A 23,740-nucleotide genomic window follows, 5' to 3' on the forward strand; every position below is an offset into this window, starting at 1 on the left:
GCCGGGCCCCCAGTCCTGCTCCGGCAGGCCACGGAGTGCATCCTTCCGGAAGGCCATCCCACCCGAAGGAAGGAGACCCATGGAGGGCACCCGCGCGGAACCCATCCCCGCCGTCGTGGAGCTCCGTGAGCCCCGTGAGCCCCTGGAGCCGCTGGAGGTGCCAGCGAAGCGCCGCAGGGGCTGGTGGATTCCGGGCGCGCTGATGCTCGTCGCGCTGGTCGCCTTCATCCTGTCCCGGCACACGGAGGACAGGCAGTTCCTGGAGCTGCTCCGGCAGGCCCGGCCCGCGTGGCTGGGGGTGGCCGTCGTCTGCCAGGTGGGCACGTACCTGTGCGTGGCGGGCATCTGGTGGACGGTGCTGCACCGGGCCCGGGTGCGCACCTCGCTCTGGTCGCTGGCGCGGCTGTCGCTGATGAAGCTCGCGTTCGATCAGGTCATCCCCACCGGCGGCGTGGGTGGCTCGCTCCTCGTCGGACGCGGCCTGCGGCGCGAAGGCGCGAGCCCCGGCACCTCCGCGGGCGCGGTGCTGCTGACCCTGCTGTGCTTCTACGTCGCGCAGGCGCTGGGCGTGGCCGTGAGCCTCTTCTTCCTCTGGCGCCGCGCGGAGCTGAGCGACTGGATCCAATGGCTCGTCACCGGCTTCGGCGTGCTGGCCCTGGCCATCCCGCTTGGCATCCTCTGGATGACGCGGCACCGCGAGTGGACGCCGGGCCGCTGGGCGAAGCGCATCCCCGCGCTGGGCACCCTGCTCAAGGCCATCGCGGAGGTGCCCCCCGGGATGCTGCTCAACCCCGGCCTGCTCGCGCGCGGCGTCGTCCTCCAGTTGGGCGTCTACGCGCTGGACGCGGCCACGCTGGGCGCCATGCTGCGCGCGCTGGGCCTCCAGGTCCCGCTGAGCACCGTGTTCGTCAGCTTCATGGTGGCCTCCATGGCGGAGACGGTGTCCATCATCCCCGGCGGCGTGGGCACCTACGAGGCCGCGTCGGTGGGCATGCTCAACCTCTTCGGCGTCCCCGTGGAGGCGGCGCTCGCGGGCACCCTGCTCCTGCGCGGCTTCACCCTGTGGCTGCCCCTGGTGCCCGGCCTGTACCTGCTGCGCCACACCTTCCGCCGCCGCGCCCCCGGTCAGCAGCCGGGCTGACGTCCCCTGCTTCCCCGGCCTCTCGGGGATTCCCGTCCCTGGCGTTGCGCGCTTCCCGTCACCGCCCGGGTGCGCGATGGTTCGCGTCCGTGGATACCGGTCACGGAGAAGTCACGGAGATGAACCAGGGCGCCGCGCTGTTCCTCCATCCCGGCGTGAAGGTCCGGCCGTGCGAGTGGGGGATGGGCGTCTTCACCGACACCTTCATCGCCGCGGGCGACCTCATCGAGGAGTGTCATTACCTCAAGGTCCCCCAGCGGCAGTGCCGCGGCGAACCGCTGGACGACTACGTCTTTGAAATCCGCTGGCACCGCCACGAGGAGCCCCGGAAGGGTGACTGGGTCGCGCTCGTGATGGGCTACGGGATGATCTACAATCACGCCACGGAACCCAACGCGTCCTACACCCGCGCCGAGGACCGTGATGTGTTCCGCTATCACGCACTGCGGGACATCCACCCCGGCGAGCAGATCTTCATCAGCTACGGGGAGAACTGGTGGACCGCGCGCGGAGAAGAAGTCCCTCCCTGAGTCGTCTTCCACCGTGTGCGCGCACCCGACAGGTGTGCCTCTTTCCCAGGCCCCGCGGGGTCGCCTTCTTCCTCTTGGAAAGGGCGAAACGTGCGGAAATCAATTCCCCGCTGAAAGCGTGGGACGCAACCAGTACACTGCAGCACGCCTGTGCGCCGGTCTCCAGGCCGCGCGGGTGCGAGGAATTCCAGACACCATGCCATTGCGTCGTTTCGTCCTGTCCTCCGCTCTCGTGCTGTCCGCTTCCGCCTGCACCGGCAACATCGGTGGCGCGGACGAGACGCCCGAAAGCGCGGCGGCCCCCGCGCGCGTGCGCCGGCTGACCCGCGAGGAGTTCAACAAGTCCGCCTCCGCGGTGCTGGGCTCCTCCGTCGACGTCGCCCAGGGCTTCGCCGCCGAGGACACCATCCTCGGCTTCTCCACCCACGAGCGGCTCCAGGTGACGTCGCTGCTGGCGGATCAGATCGACACCGCCGCGCTCACGCTGGCCGAAGAGGGCAGGTCACAGCTGAGCGACCTGTACGCGTGTCCTTCCGGCAAGAGCCAGGACGACTGCGCGAAGGCCTTCATCCAGAAGGTGGGCCAGCGCGCCTTCCGCCGGCCCGTCACCCCGGAGGAGGAGGCCGACCTGCTGGCGCTCTTCAACGCGGGCAAGCAGGGCGGGACCATGAGCACGGGCGCGGAGCTGGTGCTCCAGGCGCTCTTCTCCTCCGCGTCGTTCCTGTACCGCACGGAGCTGGGCCCCACCACCGCCCGCAAGGGCCAGGTCGTGGAGCTGACCCCCTACGAGGTCGCCTCCGAGCTGTCCTTCATGGTGACCGGCGGTCCCCCGGACGACACGCTGCTCGCCGCCGCCCAGGCCGGCACGCTCACGTCACCGGACGAGCGCGAGAAGCAGGCGCGCCGGCTGCTGCAGACCGCGGACGCGCGCCTGAAGCTGCGCCAGTTCTTCATTGAATGGCTGGGGCTCAACGGCCTCAACAAGGTCAACAAGAACAACCAGGTGTACCCGGACTACAGCGTGGACTTCCGCGACTCCATGGTTCGGGAGCGCAACGCCTTCATCGACTCCGTCGTGAAGGACCACGCGGGCTCCGTGCAGGAGCTGCTGAGCGCGAACTACTCGTATGTGGATGAGACGCTCGCGAACTACTACGGCGGCCTCTCACGCACCAACGTGGACGACGAGGGCATGGGCCGCGTCACGCTGCCGCCGGAGCGGCTGGGCATCCTCACGCAGGCGGGCGTGATGTCCACCTACGCCCACTTCGACTCGTCCTCGCCCATCAAGCGCGGCAAGTTCGTGCTCACGCGCCTGTTGTGCCGCACGGTGCCGCCGCCGCCGGCCAACGTGTCCACCATTCCCCCGGCCGTGTCGGAGGACAGCACCACCCGTCAGCGCTTCGCGGCGCACACCAGCAACCCGGCCTGCGCGGGCTGCCACAAGACCATCGACCCCATGGGCTTCGGCATGGAGGACTTCGACGGCCTGGGCCAGCACCGCACCGAGGAGAACGGGCACACCGTGGACGCCAGCGGCGGCGTGGTGGCCCCGGACGGCACCATCACGGCGCCCTTCACCGGCGGCGCGCAGCTGGCGCGCTACCTGTCCACGAACGACGAGCTGGCCAACTGCGTGCCCTTGCAGTTCGTGCGCTATGCGATGGGGCGTGACGAGCACGCCTCGGACGCGGCGCTGCTCGCCGCCATGCGCACGGGCGCCTATCGCACGGACCAGCTGAAAGTCACCGAAGCCCTCGTCAGCCTGGTGCGCTCGGCCTCCTTCACGCAGCGGCGCCTCCCCACCCGTTGAGCCAGAACCCCATGCCCCGCGACATTTCCCGACGCAGCATCCTGAAGCTCCTGTCCGGCACGGCCATGGCGGCGCCCTTCGCGCACCTGCTCACCAGCTCCGTGGCCGAAGCGGCGGACGCCGCCCCGTTGCGCTTCATCGCCCTGTTCACCCCCCACGGCGTCCTGCCGGAGTACTGGACCCCCAAGGGCGGTGAGCAGGACTTCAACATCGACTTCGAGAACTCCGTCCTCCAGCCGCTCCAGCGCCACCGCTCCAAGCTGCTGGTGCTGGACGGCCTGGACTACCGCGTCCTCTATGAGCACGGCCGCACCGGCCACGAGGGCGGCCCCGTCACCTTCCTCACCGGCAGCCAGGTGGTGGTGGACAGCGGCGACGAGCTGCCCTCGGGCGCGTCCCTGGACCAGGTGATTGGCAACGCGGTGGGCGGCGTCACCCAGTTCCGCTCGCTGCAGCTGCACGCCTTCGAGCAGTTCGGCGCCCAGCACGTCTACAACAGCATCAGCTTCACGGAGAACGGCTCGCGCGTGCCGTTCGAACTGAACCCCGCCAACGTCTACAAGCGCCTCTTCGGCTCCATGGGCGGCTCCAGCGCGGAGGCGCAGGCCATCCTGCTCAAGCGCAAGAGCCTGATGGACTACCTCATCAAGGACGCCACCCGGCTGAAGAAGCGACTGGCGGCCACGGAAGGGCAGAAGCTGGACACGCACCTGGCGGCGCTGCGCGACATCGAGCGGCGGCTCACCAACACGGGCGCGCTGGGGTGCGTGAAGCCGGAGGAGCCGTCGGACGGCTTGAGCGACCTGGGCGACCTCGGCAACATGCCCGGCCTCACCCAGCTGCACCTGGACCTCATCGCCCGCGCGTTCGCCTGTGATTTGACGCGCGTGGTGACGATGACCATCCCCGGGCCGTCCATGCCGTGGATTGGCATTGATGAAGACATCCACAACGACATCGCGCACCGCACCGACACCCAGACGGAGCCGGACCGCACGGCCATCCGCCTGAAGATGGTGAAGGTGCAGCAGTGGTACGCCGAACAGGTGGCCAGCCTCATGGACAGCCTGGCGGCCATCCCGGAGGGCAGCGGCACCGTGCTCGACAACACCGTCATCCTCTGGGGGAACGAGCTGGGGGACGCGGCCGGCCACATGAACGTGTCCATCCCCACGGTGCTGGCGGGCGGCGCGGGCGGGAAGTTCCGCATGGGCCGCTACCTGCGCCTGCGCCCCGGCAAGGACCCCCTGGGCAGCTGGCCGGGCCCGGGCAGCCCGCTGCCGGGCGCGGTGGAGCACAACAAGCTGCTCACCTCCATCGCCCAGGCCTTCGGCGTCAACGTGGACCGCTTCGGCCACCCGGACTACACCGGCACGCTGTCCGGCCTCACCTGACCGGGCTCCGGAGCTCTGGGGCCGTCTGAAACGACAACGGGAGCGGGCCTGGATGCTGGCCCGCTCCCGCTTTCATTTCCGGGGTGCGACGGTGGGGGCTACCCGCCGAGCGCGCCGTTGATGAGGGGCGCGAGGATGCTCATGCCGGCGTCCTCGTTGTTGTAGTTGTTCGCCGGCTCGTAGATGCGCACGCGCTGGTTGCCGTTGATGAAGCGGCTGAGGAAGACGTCCATCGGCACGAACTCGCTGTGGCAGGCGTAGGACTGCCAGGGGCTGGAGGCGTACTCGTACCAGTACTTCTTCTCCATGCGCTGGCAGGCGTGCGCGCCCACGAACGTGATGATGGTGCTGCAGTGGCTGGCGTTGATGGCCCGCTGGTGGGGGATGAAGTAGCTGAAGTTGTTGTACTTGTTCAGCTCCGCGACCAGCGCGTCCTGGTCCTGCTTCCAGTAGGCGTGGATGGACGCCTCGTCGTTGGGCGTCTTGAAGCGCTCATACGAGTAGCGCGAATAGTTGAAGTCCTGCGTGTAGCCCGTGTACGCCAGCTGGTCGTTCGGGAACTCGGTGGCGACCATGCGGTTGATGGTGCCCAGGTCGTTGATGTTGAAGCTGGCCGGCAGCAGGCCGAACACCGAGTCCAGGTTCCACGACGAGCGGATCTTGTCGTGCAGGGGGCGCGACAGCGAGTTCAGGCTGGGCGCCATGAAGACGGGGCCGGAGTCGTTGAGCAGGTAGCCGCGCGCCGGGTTGATGGCCTTGCGGATGAAGTAGTAGCCGGACGACGTGGACGTGCCGCCCGCGCTGTAGCCCGTCACGAGCAGCTTCTGCACGCTGGGGAAGTTCTGCTTGGCGAAGTTCGCCGCGGCGATCGTGTTGGTGTAGCCGGAGTGGTACCAGGTGAGCGGCGGGTTCGCGCCCGTGGTGTCCGTGTACGTCTTCACGTTGTTGCCGATGTGCACGTCGCCCGTGCAGTACGGCAGGTAGACGATGTTCCAGTCCTTCGTGACGATGTCCTTGCGGTCACGGAAGGGCAGGCCCGGGTCCGCCCCGTTGACGATGGGGGACACGTACTTGGCCGTGAACTGCGTCATGTAGTCGTCGGAGATGCCGTTGGGGTTCGCCGCCCCCAGGATGCCCGTGCGGCCGCTACAGGAATCGTAGTCCCAGCACGCGCCGCCACCTTCCATCATGAACAGCAGGTTGGGCGAACCCGTGCGGTGCACGAAGAACTTGTACTGCGAACCGTTGCCACACTTGGTACCGGGCAGCGTCACCTTCTCCCAGTTGTAGGTGTTGCCGCCGTCCACCAGCACGTCGACGATGCCTTCCACCAGCACCTCGGCGCGAGCGGAGCTCACGGGGGCGGCGAGGGCCAGAAGGCTCATCCAGAGAAACGGTTTCATGCGGCTTCCTCCAAGGGGGGAGTGAATGGGGTGCGGCCGCGGATGATACGGGTTTGCCTATCAGTCGTAAGCCCGGAAGGTGCGCTTGCGCAGAAAATAATGAATTTCATGGAGGGTGCAGCTTTCCATCCGGCAGGGCTGGAGTTGCCGCTTTGCGTCAGGAGTTGAACAGTCTTTGATGCGGCGCGCCATGTCTTAAATGTATCATTTGCGCGGTGCGTTGCGGGTGCGGTGTGAGCGGGTTGCGGTGGGCGTCCGGCGCGCGGTATGGCCTTTCCGCATGAGCACGCGCGCGCGATGGAAGTTGCCCCTGGCCACGGCGGGAGTCCTCGCCCTGGCGGTGGGGGCCTGGCTGGCCCTGGCTGGCAATGGCCCCCGGGCCGACGACGGCGCGGCGTCCGGGCCCCCTCCAGCCGCGATGACGCCCGACACGCGGCCTCCGCCGGTGTTCGCGTCCCCGTCCGGGGTGCCGCGCACGCGGGACGGCGGGCTGGACCTGGCGGGCGCGGCGGCGGCGCAGGTGCAGTCGCCTCCGGAGGAGGAGCCGTCGGGGCCCTACCCGGCGGACCTGGAGGCGCTGCGCGCGAAGCTGCCGGACAACCTGTACTGGGACACCGGCGTGCCCACCCAGGAGCCGGCGGAGCTGCGCCGGCGCGCGGAGGTGGAGGCGAAGTGGAACACCCTCTTCGGCAAGGTGCAGTCCAACGAGGCCACCGAGGCGGAGGTGAAGCAGTACTACGAGCACCGCCGCAAGGTGTCCGAGGACGCCATCTCCTTCGCCACCACGATGCTCGCGGACTACGGCGACAAGCTGCCGGCCCAGGACAAGGGGCTGTTGGAGTTGAGCGTGCGCATGCACCGTACGCGGCTGTCGGAGCTTCCCCGGCAGCAGGAGGAGGCGCTCGCGCGCCGCGAGGCCCATGCCCAGCGGCAGCGCGAGTGGCGTGAGCAGGGCGGTGGTGCCCGTCAGCCCTGAAGCGGATCCTTCGCGCCGGGGAACGTCCGGATGAGCGGGGAGCGGACGGTGGAGGAGGCCACCCAGAGCTGGTGGGAGGAGCGGGTGACGGCGACGTGCAGCCGGCGCCGGGCCTCGTCGTCCGCGGGGTAGGCGCGCGCCGTCACGTCCGGCAGCACGACGTAGTCGAACTCCAGCCCCTTCACGTTGTCCACGTCCGTCACGTCCACGCCGGGCTCGAAGGAGAAGTCTCCCTCCAGCACCAGCCGCGCCCAGGGCATCTCCGCGATGACGCGGTGGAAGGACTGGGCGGACTCGCGGCTGCTGGCGATGACGCCCACCGACGCGTGCGGCTCGCGCAGCACCAGGTCGCGCAGGGCGTCTCCCAGGAACAGCCACGCCTGCGCCTCGTCCGGGAAGTGGTGGAAGCCCACGGGCGCGCCTTCGCGGCCGGGGCGCGCGGGGGAGGCCGGGGCCTGCGTTCCCAGCACGTGCTGCGCCAATTCCACCACCGGGCGCGGGCAGCGGTAGGACACCTGGAGCCGGCAGGTGGCGGCGTCGCGGATGCCCAGCTCCTCCAGGGCCGCGTCCCAGCCGGCGAAGCCCGCCGTCGTCTGTTGCATCTCGTCGCCCGCGAGCGTGCAGCTGCGGCTGTCGCCCAGCAATTGCCCGACGACGAAGAGCTCGAAGAGCGAGAAGTCCTCCGCCTCGTCCAGGACGACGTGCGCCAGCCGGTCCGCGCCCAGCGCGCCCCGCTGCGCCTTGAGGAACATCAGGATGGGCAGGTCGTCGAAGTCGAGCGTGCCCGCGAGCGCGTCCGGCGTGTCGCTCTCAATCGCCTTGCCATCCACGGTGACGAGGCTGTCCGGATCATAGTCCCGGTACTGGCGCTCCAGCGGCACGGCGGTCTGCAGCTTGGTGTGCTCCACCGTCTCGCCCACCACCGTGCGGGGCAGCTCGCCGCGGGCGTCCGCCACCACGGCCTCCAGGAACGCGCGGTCCATGAAGGCGTCCGCCAGCCGGATGCGCAGCCGCTCCAGCGTGAGGGGCTGGGTCTTGCCCCTGGGCACGGACACGCGGGCCGCCAGCGCGCGGCGCAGCACGGGGTGGCGCTTGAGGCGCGAGACGAGCGCGGGCGTCTCCGGGGCCAGCTTGAGGCCCGGCACGCTGAAGGCCGTGCGCGCGGTGCTCAGGGACCAAGCGTCCAGCGTCTCCACGGACACCTTGCCCAGCCCCAGGGGCGCGAGCAGCCGGCGCGTCAGCCGGGCCAGGCCCTCCTCGGGGACGACGACCTTGGTGCGCGCCTGCGGGTACTTCTTCGCGTCGTCGAAGGCGACCTTCGCCAGCCGGTGCAGCGCCACCGTCGTCTTGCCGCTGCCCGCGCTGCCCAGCACCAGCAGCGGTTGATCCGGCCCGGTGCTGACGGCCGCGTACTGCTCCGCGTCCAGGAGCGCGGTGACACCGAAGGCGTCCTCGGTGTGCGTCGTGCCCTGGCCCACGCCCAGGGAGCCGGGCCGGGCGGCGGTGCCGGTGCCGCCGGAGAGCACGGAGGACGCGTCGCGCCCGCGCGAGTGCCACCGGCCGCTCGGGTCGCGCTGGAGCAGGTGGGGGCCGGTGCTGATGCGGGTGAGGACGCCCTTCTCGATGATGACCAGCCGGCGCGCCTCCACCTCACCCTCGGAGAGCCGGTCGCCGAAGTACTCCTCGTAGGAGTCGCCCTCCTCGTAGTTGTAGAAGACGCGGGCGACGGGGGCGAAGCGCCAGTCGATGACGCGCACGCCTGCGGCGAGGTTCGCGAAGCTGGTGCGGCCGAGCAGGTAGTCGCGCTGCCCGGTGGGGCCGGCGAGGCGCAGGTGCGCGAAGTAGGGGGCGTGGCTGTCCGGCAGCGGCACGGTCTCCTGCCGCTCCAGCATGGCGCGCACCTCGTTCATCTGGGTGAAGACGTGCGGCAGGTCCGCGGCGTGCGCCGTGGTGGCGTCGTCGCGCAGCACCTGCAGCTGGGCCATCAGCCCCTGGGTGTCCAGCGTCCGCTCCGCGGCCTGGCGGCGCGCCTCGGCGAGCGCGTCCTGGACCCGTGACAGCAGGGCCTCTTCCTCGGCGATGAGCGCGAGCGCCTCGGGCGACAGTTCCTGCTCCGGGCCGGCCATGTCCTTTCCTTTCGCGCCGCGCGAGCGCTCCAGCACCACGCCAGAGGCTCCCTGTTGCGTTTCGCGGCGCGCGCAAGGTGACCTCTGGCACAGCGCGGGTCAACCCGTTGGATTTCCGGGCCGTCTTGCTAAGGTGATGTGCAGGGTCGAGGCGCCATGCCTCCCCTGGGGACGATCCCGATGTCTGCCAATGGTCGCTCCGGATGCCTGTCTGTCGGCTGGCGGCGCGCACCGGAGGCAGGCGGCTTCTCTCCGCGCTCAGGGCTTGCTTGCGTCCGCCCCCGTCTCGAACACACGGAGGATGGACCGGATGATCTCGATGAACTCGCCATTCCGCTGGACGCTGTCACTCGCCGCCGCGTTGGGGCTCGCCACCTCCGCGGGGGCCCAGGACATGGTGACCCCGACGGAGCCGGAGACGGAAACGGAGATGCGCACGGAGATGGCTCCGGCGCACGGAGCGGCCGGACGCATGGGCCCGGAACTCGCCGTGAGCGGCAACGTGGGGCTGGGCGCGGGGTACGTCTACAAGAACGGCTTGAGCGCCGCGGGCACCGTGGAGAGCTTGAAGATCACCGACTCCGCGACGGTGTCCATCCCCGTCATCGTGGAGCTGGGGTTCCGCGCGACGCCGCGCTTCTACCTGGGCGTGTGGGGCAGCTGGGAGAATGTCTTCACCAAGGAGAACCCGCTGTCGTGTCCGGAGGGGTTCGACTGCTCCAGCCATCAGTGGCGCATCGGGCCGGAGGTCCGCTACCACCTGTCGCCGGGCGGGGGCTTTGATCCGTGGATCGGCCTGGGCCTGGGCCTGGAGATCCTCGAGAGCCACGTGCAGGGCACCACGCAGGTCCCGGTCGCGCCGGGCGTGACCGTCCCCGCGGACGTGGACACGCACGTCACGGACCGGGGCCCCACCTTCGCCCGCCTCACGCTGGGCGGCGACGTGCGCCTGAGCCGCGCCCTGTCGGTGGGGCCCATCTTCACCGCGTCCATTGGCAGCTACACCGTGCGCACCGGCAGCCAGACGCTGGACATCACCGGCGTGGGTTCGCGCGAAGGACCGGTGGCCCGCGTGGACGACGGCTTCCACGCGCTGTTCACGCTGGGCCTGCGGCTGGCCCTGCTCCCGCTGTGAGCGGGTGACGGCGGGGGAAGGGGTTTGGAAAAAGCGAGGGCCCCTGGAACCCGGCCCCCGGGTGAGGTGTCTTGGGGCGCGACCCCTCCCTCCCCCCGGGGGGAGCATGTCTCGCAAGGTGTTCGTCGTGGTGGCGGGGCTGGCCCTCGTGCTGGCCCTGGCCCTCGTCCTCGGCTGGCTGCGCGCCGCCCCGACCGCGACCGTTCCTGATGCCGCCGCTCAGGCCTCCACGCCGGGAGGGTCTCCGACGGCCGGGGGCGCGCCTGCTCCGCGACGGAGCGCGTCCGCGACGACGGCGCCCGTGGAGCAGGCGATGCGCGACGCGGAGGGCGCGCTGCGCGTGTTCCTCCAGACGGGCGCGTCGGTGCCGGACGAGGCGCGGCGGCGCGAGCTGGGCGCGCCGGGCAGTCCGGCGGTGCTCACGCTGCACCGGAGTGGTCAGCCGCTGTCGCTCACGTTCACCCGCGCACGCTGAGCCCGGGACGCGGACGCGTGGCTTGAAAGGGTGGGGCGGGCCCTGCCAGCATGCCGCGCCTCCCTTCGCGACAGGGCCTGCCATGGATGAGCGCTTCACCCCGGAGCACGAGGCATTCCGTCGCACCGTGCGTCAGTTCGTGGAGAAGGAGCTGGCCCCGCACGCGCTGGAGTGGGACCAGGCCGGGGAGTTCCCCCGCGAGGTGTTCCGCCGCTGCGGCGAATTGGGCTTCTTCGGCATCAGCCATGATCCGGCGTACGGCGGCAGCGGGCTGGACGCCTGGTACGTCGCCGTCTTCGCGGAGGAGCTGGCGCGCGCGCAGAACGGCGGCGTGGCGATGTCGCTCCTGGTGCAGGGGCAGATGGCCACGCCGGTCATCAACGAGCTGGGCACCGATGAACAGAAGCGCGAGTTTCTCGCCCCCGCGCTCACCGGGGAGCGCATCGCGGCGCTGGCGATGAGCGAACCGGACGCGGGCTCGGACCTGGCGCGGCTGCGCACCACGGCGCGGCGCGACGGCGACGACTACGTCATCAATGGCGCAAAGATGTGGATCTCCAACGGCGCCCGTGCGGACTTCCTGGTGCTGGCGGTGCGCACGGGAGGGGAGGGTGCTCCGGGCATCTCGCTGGTGACGCTGCCCACGGACGTGAAGGGCTTCGCCGTGTCGAAGCGGCTCCAGAAGGTGGGCCACCGCTCCTCGGACATGGCCATCCTCTACTTCGAGGACTGCCGCATCCCCGCCCGCTACGTGCTGGGCCGGGAGAACGATGGCTTCTTCCACATCATGAACAGCTTCCACGCGGAGCGCCTGGTGACGGCGCTCTACACGGTGGCGGTGATGGAGGGATTGTTGCGCGAAGCCCACCGCTACGGCCGCGAGCGCAAGGCTTTCGGCCAGCGGCTCATCGACTTCCAGGTGTGGCGCCACACCTTCGTGGACCACCACACCCGCCTGGAGGCGGCCCGTCAGCTCACCTACCACGCGGTGCAGCTCTTCAATCGCAAACGCAAGCAGAAGCCCGTGAAGGAGATCGCGATGGCGAAGCTGCTCACCACGGAGCTGGCCCAGCGCGTGGCCTATGACTGCCAGCAGTTCTACGGCGGCATGGGGTACGTGGAGGAGAGCCACGTCGCCCGGGCCTGGCGCGACGTGCGCATGCTTACCATTGGCGGGGGCACGTCCGAGGTGATGAAGGAGATCATCGCCGGGACGCTGGCCCTGTAGGCCCCGTGGGCTCAGCCGCCCAGGATTCCGCCGAGCATCCCGCCCAGTCCGCCGCCACCCTGCGGGCCGCTGCCGCCGGAGCCGCCGGTGAGCATGGGCACCACTGCGAGGATCTTCCCCACCAGGGCCGGGTCCAGCCGGGACTTGAGGAAGTTGAGGAGCAGGGGCGCCACCAGCGCGGCCTTGCCCGCGTCCAGGTTGAAGCGCTGGAGGATGGCCACCACGCCGGCCACCTCGCCTGCGTGGGCCGCCGCGCCGCCCAGGGCGCCCATCAGGCCTCCACCGCCCCCGCCGCCCATGAGCCCGCCCAGGGCGCCCATGAGTCCGCCGCCGTCGGCCGTCGGGGCCTGCGCCGCCGCCGTCTGCTGCCAGCCCTGCATCTCCGGGATGGCCTGGTCCATCTGCCGCGCGGCGTCCGGGCCCACCTTCTCCTGCACCGTGCCCTGCACCAGCTTCAGGAGGGAGCCCGCGAGCCCCTGTGCCTGCGTGCCATCCACTCCGAGTTGCTGCGAAAGCTGTCCGATGAGGTCCATGCCGCTCCTTGCGTTTCCGCGTGAGAGCCGGGGTTGTAGCGGGCCTGGCCGGAAAGCTCGCGGGAAACCCACGGGAAGGCCCCGGGGAGCGTTGGTCGCAGGACGCCCCACGGCCCTCCGTCCAGCCGCTACAGCCGGGTGAAGGACCAGCTCACCGCGTGGCCGTCGGCGTAGGGCATGACGCCGTGGAAGGGGCGCGGGTCCGCGTCGAACACGAGCGGCAGGAAGTGCCGGTCCCCGTCCCAGAGCGACAGCGACAGGATGGACGACACCGGGACCCACGACAGCGAGCCCTCGGGGTTTCGTTCCAGGGGCGTGCCCTCGAAGGCGTCGATGCGGAAGATGAAGCCCAGCCAGTCCTCGCCGTGCTTGCCGAAGCCGGGCCAGGACAGGGTGCCGCGCAGCACCATGCGCGTGCACTCGATGCCGGCCTCCTCGCGGATCTCCCGGCGCATGCACGCGGCCACGTCCTCGTCGCGGTCCAGCTTGCCGCCCAGGCCGTTGTACTTGCCGTAGTGGGCGTCGTCCGGGCGCGTGTTGCGGTGGATGAGCAGCACCTGCTGGCCATCCGGCGACAGCACGTAGCCCAGCGTGGCGACGATGGGGGTGTAGGGCATGGAGGCGCCTCCTGGGCGTGACACGGAAGGGACGCGCGACATACCGCGCGCGGGCCTCCGGGCCATCAGGAAAGAGGCTCAGGGCTCGGCGAGGGTCGCGGTGACGCTGGGGGGCTCATGGCGCCGCCACACCTCCACGGCGGGGGACTCCGGCGACACCCCGCGCGTGTAGTTCGCCTTGAACCACCGGCGGCTGTTGGCGGAGAGCTGCCATTGCCCACGGGACCCCAGCAGCGCGAAGTCACACTGCCCCAGCAGCGCGAGCATCCTTCGCTGCGAGCCCGGAGCGGCGAAGGCCGCCGCCGCGTCCTCGAAGCGGGCCCCGGCCACGAGCGCGTCCTGGAGCATCAGCGCGTACGGATCCACGACCACGGGCTGTCCGGGCAGCACCGGAGGCAGCCGCCCCGCGAGCAGTCCCCAGCCTGGCTCGAAGCCGCACAGGACCGCGTCCGGAGGGACCTGCGCCCGCACGTAGCGCGCTTGGAGGACCTGCTCCGGAGGCCGGACCTCCGCCCCGCGCAGCGTCTCGCGCATCGAGTGGAGCGGCGCGAGCACGACCAGGCCCACCGCCACCGCGCCCACGGGGCGGGCTCGTGATGCCGCGAAGCCCACGAGCGCCGCCGCGCCCAGTCCGGCCAGCAGCGCCTCCGGCCCGGCGAGGAACGCGTTGTAGTTGGACCAGTAGCTGTGCGCGGCGAGGTACGCGGCCACGGTGAGCAGGTAGGCGCAGGCCACGAAGCGCTCGGGCGCGGCGTCCGTCCGGGAGCTGCGGCGCGCGGCCCGCGTCAGCGCGACGAGGAGGCCCAGCAGGGCGAGCAGCACGGCGTACCGGCGACGCTCATGGGTCATCTCCAGGAGCCGCTCCCAGCGCGACACGATGCCGTCCTCGGGCCGGACGGACTGGAACCACAGCACGTCCCGCACGAAGGCCCCGGGGGCCGACAGCGCCAGGGGACCCACCAGCGCCAGGGCCGTCAGGGACGCGGCGCCCACGAACCGCCGCGCCAGGCTCCAGCGGGGCCCGGGAGCACGGGACAGGAGCGCCGCCGCGCCCCAGATGCCGCCCAGCACCTTCACCGAAACCATCACCCCGGCCAGCATCCCGGCGAGGCCCGCGCGGCGGGGCAGGGGCGCGCGCCCTGACGGCAGGAGCCACATGTTCGCGAGCCCCAGGCCGCACAGGTTGAGCAGCGGATCCAGGAACGGGCCGCGCTCCATGGTGACGATCTCCGGGTGCGTCGCATAGGCCAGCGCGGCCACCACGCCCGCCACGAGTCCCCAGGCCCGCATCGCCAGCCGCCCCACGAGCACGGTGCTCGCGGCGCCCATCACCGTGGCGAGCCAGCGCGCGAGGGCGAAGCCCACCGACGGATCCCCGAACGCACCCACCGCTGCGGCGGGGGCCCCCAGGAGCAGCGCGCCCGGCGGGTGCACGAAGAGGTAGTCGCGGTAGGGCAGCAGGCCCTTCCACAGGAGCGCGGACGCCGCGTAGTAGACACCCTCGTCGTAGTTGACGACGTACCCGGGCGCGCCGGCGCGGTGGAAGAAGGGCAGGGCCCGGAGCACCCACGCGCTCACGGCCACTGCGGCCAGCACCCAGGGCCATCCGCGCCACGTCCGTCCATCGTCCATCCGCCGCGCGAATCCTTCCAAAGCGCGCGCATGCTACGCGCGGGTGTCACATCACGCGAGCCGTCTTTCGCGGGCCACGCTCCGGAGGGAAACGAGCACACGGAGTGTATCGGCGCGAAACACAATCGGTAACACGCGGGACATTTTCGCGGCACATGCGGGGCGCACCTTCTCGTCCTGTCAGCCCGGAAGCCCCGGGCCTGCGCGACACGGGACCTCGTGGGGGCGACCCCTCCCCGTCGGTCCTCCGCGGTGTCCCCGTGCCGCCAGGCCCCAGCTTCCGGGTGCGGTCATCTCAAGCACGCTGAAGGAGCGTCACCATGAAGCGCCACCTGTTCATGCTGGGCCTGCTGTTGTCCGTTCCCGCCTTCGCCGAAGCCACCCCCACGCAGGACGCGACCCGGGGGCCGCCCCGGCCGCCGCCCTTCGCGCGCCCCTCCCCGGTCCAGCTGCTGCTCGACCATCGCCAGGAGCTGGCCCTGACCGACGCCCAGGCCACGGGCCTGGAGCGGATCCAGGCGGCCCTGGAGACGAAGAACGCGCCCGTGAAGCAGTCGCTCGAAGCCCTGCGCCCGGCAGGCCCGCCGCCCGCCAGCGGCACGCAGGACGACGCCACGCACCGGGCGAACCGCGAGAAGGCCCACGGCTACTTCGAGCAGCTCCGGACGAACGACACCCAGGCCTATCAGGAGGCCGAGCAGCTCCTGACGGACGCCCAGAAGACCCAGGCCCGGGCGTTGATCACCGCCGCGTGGGAGGCCCACGGGCCGGGCCCCGGGGGCCGGGGCGGTCACCGCCGGGGCGAGTAGCCGAGCGAGCCCGGGCCGGCCTCTCTCCCCATGAGGGGCCTGCAATCGCGCCGTTGGAACGTCGTTTCCTGAAAGTCACGAACTCCCCGTCAGGATGTCAGAGGGGCTCCGTATGTTCGGGGACATGGAGGCGATGATGCAGACGGTGTTGGTGTTCGTACCGGTGGCCCTGTTGGTGGGGGCCGTGCTGATGATTCCCCGCTCCCGCCGCCGCGTGCGGCGATGGAAGGTGCGGGTCGGGTAGGGCGGATCCGCGGTGCCGGATCCGGCCTCCGAAAAGGGGGTGGAAACGGAATGATCTGGGGCCCGAAAACGTATGCTTGACAGGGGCGGTAGGGGTCGGTACAAGCCGCCTCACTGAAGCAACGGCGGGCCGCCAAGAAGGGCGGATAGCTCAGCGGTAGAGCGGCGCCCTTACAAGGCGATGGTCACAGGTTCAATCCCTGTTCCGCCCAAAGATTTTGTGGGGAGTTAGTTCAGTTGGTTAGAACGCCGGCCTGTCACGCCGGAGGCCACGGGTTCAAGTCCCGTACTCCTCGCCACTAGAAGGGCCCGGAACCGAAAGGTTCCGGGCCTTTCGCTTTTCTGCGCCCTGGCTTCTCCAGGCCGCTCATTCATTCGTAGCGCTTCCGGCTGTGTCCCGCCTGGCGCCAGAGGACTCCCGCCAGCGTCAGCAGGAGCAGGAACGACGTGCCGGCCGCACCAGGGCCGGTGCTGCAGCCGCAGCCAGACTCCTCCGACCCGCCGTCGTCTGGAGGGTCGTTCTTCGGCACGCAGGTTCCCTCGCGGCACTCACCCGTGTCGCAGACGGTTCCGTCCGGCGCCTGCGTGGTGGGGAAGTCCCCGGTTTCGGGATCACACACCGGGGTGATGACCTGACACGGGCCGGGCGCGGGCGCGGTCTTGGGAACTCCGCTGCAGCTCGCGCCCCCGCAGACGTCCTTCTCCGTGCACGCCTTCCCGTCGTCGCAGGTGGCGGTGTCCGCCCGGGGGCCGCAGGTTCCGTCCGCCGCCGCGCCTGCCGCCATGCTGCAGGCGTTGCAGTCGGATGTGCCGCCGCCGCAGGCGGAGTCGCAGCACACGCCGTCCACGCAGAAGCCACTGCCGCAGTCGGTCGCGGTGCCACAGGCCGTGCCCAGGACGGAGCGGGTGCGTCCCGTGCTCGCGTGCACCCGCATCGCGCCTTGCCCCGGCTCATCCTGTTCCCAGACGGCGATGACCGCGCCGGCCGCGGAGACCGCGATGGACGAGGCGCGTTCGTCCGTGGGCTGCTTCGCGAGCGCCACCGCTGGCGGCCCCACGAGCGCCGTGTCGAACTGCCGCCCCATGGCGCGCCAGCTGCCGACGGTGCGCTGCGTCCACGTCAGGAACACGGCGTGGCCGTCCGACGCGAGCTGGGGCTCGCGCACGTCCACCTCGGTCGAGACCTCGACCGGTTTCCCATCCAGCACCGTTCCCGCCGTCGTGAACCGGGCCGCGAGCAGCGCGGGACTCGTCTTCTTCGTCGACTTCCAGGCGGCCACGAACCGGGTGCCGTCGAACGTGAGGCCCGCGAGCTGGGTCAAATCCTCGAGGGGAGAGACGAACATCGGCGCTGCGTTCAACTTCGTCAGGTAGGCGTCGAACCGGTACAGGGCCAGGGGATGGAAACCCCGGGAGTCCATCGGGAGCACCGTCGCGCAGAGGCCACCCGGCGTGCAGGCAAGCCCGAAGCTGGTGGAAGCAGCCTTCGCGACGGTGACGTGCCCGCTCACCCAACCCGTGGGGTTGACCTGCACGAGCTTCACCTCACCGTCCTGCCACCAGCCCACGACGTAATTCCGTCCGTCGAAGGCCGCCCGGGGATGCTGACGCGATATCGGGGGGCTCAGGGCAGGGGCGCCCGCGGCGATGGCAATCCCCTGCGCGTCCAGCACCGCCCCCTCCGCGGTGACTCGCGCGCCGTAGATGTCACGCCGGAGGCCGGTGTCATCATTCCGGTCGTCCCGCCAGACCACGAGGAAGTCCTCTCCGTTCGACACCACGTCCGGCGCGTCCTGGTTGTCATCCGCACCGGAGATGACGAACGGCGTCCCGTCCAGGGGCTGGAGGTTCGCATCCAGCCGGACGCCGTGGATGTCCCAGGCCGTGCCATTCCAGGCCGACCAGACCATCAGGGCGCGGTCCCGGGACCAGGCCACGCGAGGCGTCACCTGCGCCGGCGCCCCCACCGAAAGCGTCACGGGCGCCGCATCCACGCGGGTGCCCTCCGGATCCACCCGGGCGGCGACGACGTCGTTGCCACTGTCGGGGAGGAGCCGGGTCCCCGCCACCAGGAAGGTGCCCCCGCCGAATGCCACGCTCGGCTCCGTGGTCTCCCCCTGTGGGTCGAGCACGGTGATGGGCCCGCCGGCCACCACGCTGCCAGCCGCGGTGACACGCACGGCGAGGACCTTCTTGGAAGCCTCCTCGGACCAGGCCACGAGCGCGTGCGTCCCATCGAAGGCGAGGGCGGGCTGCTGCTTGCCATGGCCTGCCGTCCCATCCGCGATGAGAAACCGGTCGACCGGGGTGCTGCCCGGTGTCACGAGGGTGCCCTGGATGTCCCATTCCGCGCCCCCGGTCGAACCCGAGTCCTCCCAGGCGACAAGCACGTTGTCTCCCACCCGCGCCGCGGACGGCCTGACGGCGAGGACGTTGCCGCTCAGGCTGAAGGGGGCGGCATCCACGGGCGCCCCCGACTCGTTGAAGCGGCGCGCCCAGATGCCCAGGCTCCCGCCGGCGGTGAGCTGTCCGGACCCGACGACGAGGTAGTTCGTGCCATCGAAGATGACCGTCAGGTCCTCGCCCAGGCTCGTGCCCGCGACCAGCTCGATGGATCTGGCCGCAGGGGTACCGCTCTCATCGAAGAGCAGGCCATTGATGCGCGTGCCAATGGACCAGGCCGCCAGGAAACCGTGGGCGCCCACGGCGACCTTCATTGCGCGTGGCTGGGTGATGTTCAGCTGCGGCGCTGAATTGGAGCGCCGGATGGCGCCGGATGGGCTGACGAACGCGGATTCGACGGTGACGAGGACGCTCGTGTACTGCGAGTCGATGCCGCGCTGCCAGACCACGAGATGCTCATTCCCATTCCAGGCGATGCCAGGGGCCGCCACGCGGTAGTTCTCCACCGCCTCTCCAATGGCGAACCCCACGGGGTCGGCGAGCGTTCCATTCGCCGCCATGCGCACGCCGCGAATGTTTCCGGTGCCATGCACCCGCGCGTCCAACCAGACCGCCAGGAAGCCGGTGCCATCGGAGGAGAGCGCGGGCAGTTGCTGGTCGAACGCGGACGGCAGGGGCGTGGTCGCGCCGAAGGTGCGCTCATCGCCAGGTGCCACGAGCCGCGCGGCATCCCGCGTCGTCACCTTCGCCGCTTCCGGTGCCTCCGGAGGTGGCGGCGTGGAACAGGAGAACAGCAGCGGAAGCACGAGACAGAAGCGCCGGAGCAGGGAGGTGGTGTGCATGGTGAGGTACCGGGTGGCAATGATTGTCGGGTTCAAGGCAACAGCAGGGAACGCTCGGGAACGCGCGCGAACGCGGGGATTCCATGGCCGAGCTGGCCATTTGAGTTGTCACCCCAGGCCCACACGGTGCCATCCGACTTGACGGCCAGCGAATGGCCCTGTCCCGCGGCCAGCACGAGCCCCAGACACACAGCCCACAGTCCGGACCTTCGGTTTCCATCAGCACCTTGCAAGTGTTTCCCCCTCTGTGCGCGGCGAGTCTGGAGAGGAAGGTGCGAGCAGGTCAAGCTCCCTCGGGGTGGGCCGGGCTCGGATTTTCGTTCATGGCGCGCTGCGAGTTGACGAACCCCGGGCCCCGTGGAGGCAGGCACCGGCAAGCGCCTGTCCGTGGGGGGCGAGCAGGTGTTCATCCCCCGCGTCTACTATCCCGCCATCGACACGCGATGGGTCCCGGGGACAGCGGAGCACCCCAGCTTCCAGCTTCGCGCGCGCTTCACCTACCAGGGGAAGCCCCACGTGCTGGAGTTCGCCTTCCAGTCGGACGAGCCCATGCGCTTCGAACGCCGGGGCGTGTCGAACCTGCATGGGCCCCCTTCCACCCTGCCAGGACGGATGAGGGCCCACGCGGGCCGGGCCGGCCGCGAAACCGCGCAGGCCCGGGTCCGGCTAGATGCCGAAGAACGTGCGGAGGGTGTCGTTCTGGAGGACTTCGTCGACCACCTTCGAGCGGCTGACCTGGAGCGGGTGCTCCAGGAAGACCCGCTGGTGGAGCTGCTCCACGGTGTCGATGACCTCCGACGATTCGCTGCGCGTGAGGGCCTCGATCCTGTCGACGTAGTCGGTGTTGAACACGAGGTGCTCCGGGTCCACCGCGCCGCTGCGCACATAGCTCCGGGTCTTCTTGTGGCACCGGCACGGGTTGGCCAGGTTGACGAGCCCGCAGCGCTGGTTCATCCAGCTGTACAGGTCCTTGCGCGCCCGGGAGAGCCGGACGCGGAAGTTCCCCGGAGAGATTTCCAGAATCTCCCCGCCCAGCTGATGGTCCACTCCGAACAACTCTCCGAGCACGTAGGTGATCCGCTGCTCGCGGTCGAGGCACATCAACATGCCCGTTGTGCAGCGGATCCGCAGCTCCTCGACCGAACGGCCGGCGTCCCGCAGCTCCTGCGGAGTCAACGCCTCGTCTGGAACCGCCGCGATGGCGGAGAAGTAGGTCTCGAAATCGTCGACCAGCACCTCCATCCCGCGCCGGCGGCTCTTCAAGAGGTGATTGACCGTGAGGCGATAGAGCCAGGTCCGGAAGGCACTCTCCGCCCGGAAGGTGCGCAGGGACGTGATGACCTTCACGAAGACCTCCTGGGTGAGGTCTTCCGCGTCCTCCCGCCGCCCGCACATCTTCAGCGCCAGGTTGTAGACGAAGGGCTGGTGCCGGGAGACCAGCTCGCGCAGCGCGTCCTTGCTGCCGTCGACGGCGCGCTCCACGAGGCCGCGGTCGCCGTCGGTGTCGTACCCGGCGTGGAAGGGATTGTCGTCACGCGACTTCATACCTGGCGCAGGCCTCCGTCGACCGCGAGCTCCGTGCCCGTGACATAGGACGAATCGGGAGACGCGAGGAACAGCACGGCGTGGGCAATCTCCTCGGGGCGGCCCCAGCGCTTCATCGGAATCTGCGCGGTGATGCTCTCACCCGCGGCCTTGAGCTGCTCGGGGGGCAGGCCCAGCTTGCCCCACAGCGGAGTCTCGATGGCGCCGGGGCACACCGCGTTGACGCGAATCCCCCGCGGGGCGAGCTCCGCGGCGGCCACCCGGACGAGCGAACGGAGCGCGGCCTTCGTCATGCTCAGCACGCTCGAGCCCTCGAAGCCGATGCGATTGAACCACGACGTCGTCACCACCACCGACGCGCCAGCGTTGAGGTGGGGAATGGCCTGCCGCAACGTATTGAACGTCCCCTTCATGTTCACCGCGACGAGCTCGTCGAACAGCGCCTCGGTGGTATCGGACACTGGCGCCAGCTTCACCACCGCCGCGTTCGCGAACAGCACGTCGATTCCGCCGAAGCGCTCGCGGGTCTCCTGAAACAGACGCTCCAGGTCCGCCACGCGCGTCACGTCCCCGCGCACCGCATGTGCGTTCGGCCCGAGCGACTTCACCGTCTGCGCCAGGCCCTCCTCCGAGCGCGCGAAGACGACGACCCTCGCCCCTTCCTCGACGAGCAGCCGCGCGGTGGCAAGTCCGATTCCGCTGGTACCCCCGGTGATGACCGCGACCTTCTGCGTGAACTGCTTCATGGGCAACCTCCCGTGTTCGAGTTGGGGGTTGGACCCACCGGCTGGCCGGGTGTTACAGACCGGATTCAACTCATTCCTCCCGCCCCCGCGCGAAGCCGTGCGCCAGCACTCCGCACCCCACGAGGCGGTGGCCGTGCGTGCCGCCCTCACGGACGGGCACGGAGGACCTGGCCCCTGGAACCGGGTCCCGGCGTATGCTTGCCCCCTGCGGCGCTGCATCACGTCTGTCGAATTTGGAGCGTGCCATGAGGAGCCTGACCGTCCTGCTGTGGTCGTGTGGGTTGCTCGGTGCGGGTCCGGCTCACGCGGAAGCACCGGCGGCCGCCGCCACCGAGCGCGAGCTTCGAACGCTGCTCGCGCGCTGCCTCGCGGGGACCGAGGCGTGCAAGGAATTGGATTCGTACGCCACCTCCGAATCGGAAGACCTGGACATCGTGAGGACTGCTGTGCGCAGGCTTACCGAGAAGCTCGGTCAGGAAGGGGGCGCCGATTCGCTTCCACTGCTCTGGCAACTGACTGCACGCGGTTCGTTCGAGGTGACATCCGCCCGGGAGGCCCTCCAGACACGGTTGATGACCCAGGCCCTCGCCACGCGCCCCTGTGTTCCTCCGTCCAGCGAGGAGGTCACCGCGGAACGGGCCCGCCTGGGCGACTTCGCGGCCCTCCGCGTCCAGGGCGGCAAGCTCGTTGCCTTGCAGCCCACGCAGGAGGAACTCGAGGACCTCGCATACTTCCTCGTCGCGGTCCGCGAAGCGGGCCCGCCCGTGGGGGAGACACAGGAACCCGGTGGCGACTGGCGCAGGCCCGCGCCAGCCAATGACTCGCTCGACGCGGCCTCTGCGGAATTGGAGTCGGCCCGCCTCCGAGGCGACCTCCGAAGCATGGACGCCGCGGCACGGCGCTACCTGGTGCTGCTGGGTTATCCAGCCCCTCTGAAAGCCAGCGAGGAGAACGCCTATGGCTGGCATGGCGCGCGCTACGAGTCGGTGATGCGGGAGTGGGCCGCGGTGCAGGAGGACCTTGGCGCCTTCGGCGAAGCCGCGGCCCTCTATCGCCGCGCCAATCCGGGAAGTGGCGCCTGCGGGACAGGCTGGGACGAGGCCCTGAAGGACCTGATCCTCGGCACCATTCGGACCACCGAGCAACACGCGGGCTGCCTCGGTGTCGTCGCTGAACGGCTCCAGGACGTCGACAACTACTTCTGGGGCGTCTTCGAAGTGCCGTCACCCTATGGGCCCGCACGGCTGCGCGAGGCAGGCTTCGACCTGGCGCGGCTCTACCGGGGCGCCCTGGTGACGCGCCACCGGGACCTCCCCCCGGAGGAGCTGAAGCGGGTGCTCTCCGCGGCCCCGGAGCCCTTGCGCACGGACGCCCTCCGGCGCCTCCAGGAGCGCGGCCCCGAGGCGTGGGAGAAGCGCGTGCGGGCCCTGGAGGGCTTCGCGGACGTCGGCCAGCGGGACGCGCTGGAGCCGCTGCTCGCCCTGGCCCTCGGCTCCCAGGGGGAGACGCAGCACCGTGCGGTCGTCGCGCTCGGTACTCTCACGGCACGGCCTGAGAAGGACCCCTGTGCGAAGAACGAGTTCCTGGGCGGAGAGCGCTATGGCTCGGAAAAACGCTACATCCACATGCTCGGAGAGCAGTGCGCCACGGCGCTGAACCCGGGGGAGCGGGATGCCATCGCGACACGCCTCCTGCCGCTCCTCAAGTCGAAGGACGGATGGACCCGGGAAGTCACGGTGAAGGCACTGGGTCGGCTCGGCTCGCCGCTGGCCGTCCCCCGGTTGCGGCAACTGTCCAGGGATCCGTACACGCGAGGGGGCTATTTCTCCAAGGACCACACCCGGACGTTTCCGCACTACCCCGTTCGGGAAGCAGCGGCCGAGGCCCTGAAACAGCTCCCGTGAGACAGACGTCGGCCTCTGGAGACCGGATGCACCGGGGCCACGCTCGCGGCCGCGAGTCTTTCCGCGCGCAGCCGGCACAGGCGACGGTTGCTGATCGTCAACCCGTCGATTCCACCGGCTGCCGTCCGCGTGAACGTGACCGTTCCGAGTCAACCCGCGCGGCGCCCCGCCCGACAGCGCCGAGAAGCGCCACACGTGCGTCGACTCGCCCGGACGGAACGCGCCATTGCCCATGGGCACGAGGG

At 70.3% G+C, this 23,740-nt stretch carries 19 protein-coding genes, 2 tRNA genes and 1 pseudogene; 13 read left to right on the top strand and 9 right to left on the bottom strand.

Going from position 1 to position 23,740, the window contains the following annotated elements:
- Positions 1 to 79: 79 nt before the first annotated feature.
- The 4 genes from D7V97_RS10755 to D7V97_RS10770 all read left to right on the top strand — a co-directional run bounded on the left by D7V97_RS10755 (position 80) and on the right by D7V97_RS10770 (position 4,878).
- Positions 80 to 1,141 (top strand): lysylphosphatidylglycerol synthase transmembrane domain-containing protein, encoded by a 1,062-nt coding sequence (locus D7V97_RS10755; RefSeq protein WP_120610525.1) that lies wholly within the window; start codon positions 80 to 82, stop codon positions 1,139 to 1,141.
- Between the two features lie 89 nt (positions 1,142 to 1,230).
- Positions 1,231 to 1,671 carry an SET domain-containing protein gene (locus D7V97_RS10760; protein WP_233582647.1) on the top strand — a complete coding sequence of 147 codons (441 nt, stop codon included), beginning with the start codon at positions 1,231 to 1,233 and terminating at the stop codon, positions 1,669 to 1,671.
- A 196-nt stretch (positions 1,672 to 1,867) separates the two neighbouring features.
- Positions 1,868 to 3,484: a DUF1592 domain-containing protein gene (locus D7V97_RS10765; protein ID WP_120610527.1), complete on the top strand. Its 1,617-nt coding sequence runs from the start codon at positions 1,868 to 1,870 to the stop codon at positions 3,482 to 3,484.
- An 11-nt stretch (positions 3,485 to 3,495) separates the two neighbouring features.
- Complete coding sequence (locus D7V97_RS10770) at positions 3,496 to 4,878, top strand: DUF1552 domain-containing protein (RefSeq protein ID WP_120610528.1); 1,383 nt, start codon at positions 3,496 to 3,498, stop codon at positions 4,876 to 4,878.
- Between the two features lie 98 nt (positions 4,879 to 4,976).
- Here the strand turns inward: D7V97_RS10770 and D7V97_RS10775 are convergent, their stop codons facing one another.
- Complete coding sequence (locus D7V97_RS10775) at positions 4,977 to 6,281, bottom strand: pectin acetylesterase-family hydrolase (RefSeq protein WP_120610529.1); 1,305 nt, start codon at positions 6,279 to 6,281, stop codon at positions 4,977 to 4,979.
- Between the two features lie 280 nt (positions 6,282 to 6,561).
- On the opposite strand from D7V97_RS10775, the gene D7V97_RS10780 reads away from it, so the two are divergent.
- Entirely contained in the window at positions 6,562 to 7,257 is a 696-nt protein-coding gene (locus D7V97_RS10780; RefSeq protein ID WP_147444769.1) for a hypothetical protein, read from the top strand.
- On the opposite strand, the gene D7V97_RS10785 is transcribed toward D7V97_RS10780, so the two are convergent.
- The gene (locus tag D7V97_RS10785) at positions 7,248 to 9,383 is read right to left on the bottom strand and encodes an ATP-binding domain-containing protein (protein ID WP_120610551.1); all 2,136 of its coding nucleotides are present in this window, start codon (positions 9,381 to 9,383) and stop codon (positions 7,248 to 7,250) included. The genes D7V97_RS10780 and D7V97_RS10785 overlap by 10 nt on opposite strands.
- Positions 9,384 to 9,702: 319 nt before the next feature.
- Here D7V97_RS10785 and D7V97_RS10790 point away from each other — a divergent pair, with 319 nt between their 5' ends.
- The 3 genes from D7V97_RS10790 to D7V97_RS10800 all read left to right on the top strand — a co-directional run bounded on the left by D7V97_RS10790 (position 9,703) and on the right by D7V97_RS10800 (position 12,221).
- Entirely contained in the window at positions 9,703 to 10,518 is an 816-nt protein-coding gene (locus D7V97_RS10790) for a hypothetical protein (RefSeq protein WP_147444770.1), read from the top strand.
- A gap of 106 nt (positions 10,519 to 10,624) precedes the next feature.
- A complete protein-coding gene (locus D7V97_RS10795) occupies positions 10,625 to 10,993 on the top strand; it encodes a hypothetical protein (RefSeq protein WP_120610532.1) in 369 nt (122 codons plus the stop codon).
- A gap of 82 nt (positions 10,994 to 11,075) precedes the next feature.
- A complete protein-coding gene (locus D7V97_RS10800; protein WP_120610533.1) occupies positions 11,076 to 12,221 on the top strand; it encodes an acyl-CoA dehydrogenase family protein in 1,146 nt (381 codons plus the stop codon).
- An 11-nt stretch (positions 12,222 to 12,232) separates the two neighbouring features.
- Here the strand turns inward: D7V97_RS10800 and D7V97_RS10805 are convergent, their stop codons facing one another.
- The 3 genes from D7V97_RS10805 to D7V97_RS10815 all read right to left on the bottom strand — a co-directional run bounded on the left by D7V97_RS10805 (position 12,233) and on the right by D7V97_RS10815 (position 15,003).
- Positions 12,233 to 12,754: a DUF2780 domain-containing protein gene (locus tag D7V97_RS10805; RefSeq protein ID WP_120610534.1), complete on the bottom strand. Its 522-nt coding sequence runs from the start codon at positions 12,752 to 12,754 to the stop codon at positions 12,233 to 12,235.
- Between the two features lie 128 nt (positions 12,755 to 12,882).
- A complete protein-coding gene (locus tag D7V97_RS10810) occupies positions 12,883 to 13,371 on the bottom strand; it encodes an 8-oxo-dGTP diphosphatase (RefSeq protein ID WP_120610535.1) in 489 nt (162 codons plus the stop codon).
- Positions 13,372 to 13,449: 78 nt separating this feature from the next.
- Positions 13,450 to 15,003: a hypothetical protein gene (locus D7V97_RS10815; RefSeq protein WP_120610536.1), complete on the bottom strand. Its 1,554-nt coding sequence runs from the start codon at positions 15,001 to 15,003 to the stop codon at positions 13,450 to 13,452.
- A gap of 320 nt (positions 15,004 to 15,323) precedes the next feature.
- Here D7V97_RS10815 and D7V97_RS10820 point away from each other — a divergent pair, with 320 nt between their 5' ends.
- The 4 genes from D7V97_RS10820 to D7V97_RS10830 all read left to right on the top strand — a co-directional run bounded on the left by D7V97_RS10820 (position 15,324) and on the right by D7V97_RS10830 (position 16,354).
- Positions 15,324 to 15,812, top strand: coding sequence for a Spy/CpxP family protein refolding chaperone (locus tag D7V97_RS10820; protein ID WP_120610537.1), 489 nt, complete (start codon positions 15,324 to 15,326; stop codon positions 15,810 to 15,812).
- Positions 15,813 to 15,924: 112 nt separating this feature from the next.
- Entirely contained in the window at positions 15,925 to 16,056 is a 132-nt protein-coding gene (locus D7V97_RS46475; RefSeq protein ID WP_255424770.1) for a hypothetical protein, read from the top strand.
- A gap of 139 nt (positions 16,057 to 16,195) precedes the next feature.
- A tRNA-Val gene (locus D7V97_RS10825) sits at positions 16,196 to 16,267 on the top strand.
- A 10-nt stretch (positions 16,268 to 16,277) separates the two neighbouring features.
- A tRNA-Asp gene (locus D7V97_RS10830) sits at positions 16,278 to 16,354 on the top strand.
- Between the two features lie 72 nt (positions 16,355 to 16,426).
- Here the strand turns inward: D7V97_RS10830 and D7V97_RS44595 are convergent.
- The 4 genes and pseudogenes from D7V97_RS44595 to D7V97_RS10850 all read right to left on the bottom strand — a co-directional run bounded on the left by D7V97_RS44595 (position 16,427) and on the right by D7V97_RS10850 (position 21,591).
- Positions 16,427 to 19,300 (bottom strand): hypothetical protein, encoded by a 2,874-nt coding sequence (locus tag D7V97_RS44595; RefSeq protein ID WP_158623329.1) that lies wholly within the window; start codon positions 19,298 to 19,300, stop codon positions 16,427 to 16,429.
- A 32-nt stretch (positions 19,301 to 19,332) separates the two neighbouring features.
- Positions 19,333 to 19,479: pseudogene (locus D7V97_RS45810) on the bottom strand (hypothetical protein); the annotation flags it as partial.
- Between the two features lie 487 nt (positions 19,480 to 19,966).
- Positions 19,967 to 20,845, bottom strand: coding sequence for an RNA polymerase sigma factor (locus D7V97_RS10845; protein WP_120610539.1), 879 nt, complete (start codon positions 20,843 to 20,845; stop codon positions 19,967 to 19,969).
- Positions 20,842 to 21,591 carry an SDR family NAD(P)-dependent oxidoreductase gene (locus D7V97_RS10850; RefSeq protein ID WP_120610540.1) on the bottom strand — a complete coding sequence of 250 codons (750 nt, stop codon included), beginning with the start codon at positions 21,589 to 21,591 and terminating at the stop codon, positions 20,842 to 20,844. Before D7V97_RS10850 ends, D7V97_RS10845 begins: the two co-directional genes overlap by 4 nt.
- Before the next feature lie 245 nt (positions 21,592 to 21,836).
- On the opposite strand from D7V97_RS10850, the gene D7V97_RS10855 reads away from it, so the two are divergent.
- On the top strand, positions 21,837 to 23,495 hold the full coding sequence (locus tag D7V97_RS10855) for a HEAT repeat domain-containing protein (protein WP_120610541.1): 1,659 nt from the start codon (positions 21,837 to 21,839) through the stop codon (positions 23,493 to 23,495).
- The last annotated feature ends 245 nt before the right edge of the window (positions 23,496 to 23,740 follow it).

This window comes from Corallococcus sp. CA053C (genome assembly GCF_003611675.1).
GTDB lineage: Bacteria > Myxococcota > Myxococcia > Myxococcales > Myxococcaceae > Corallococcus.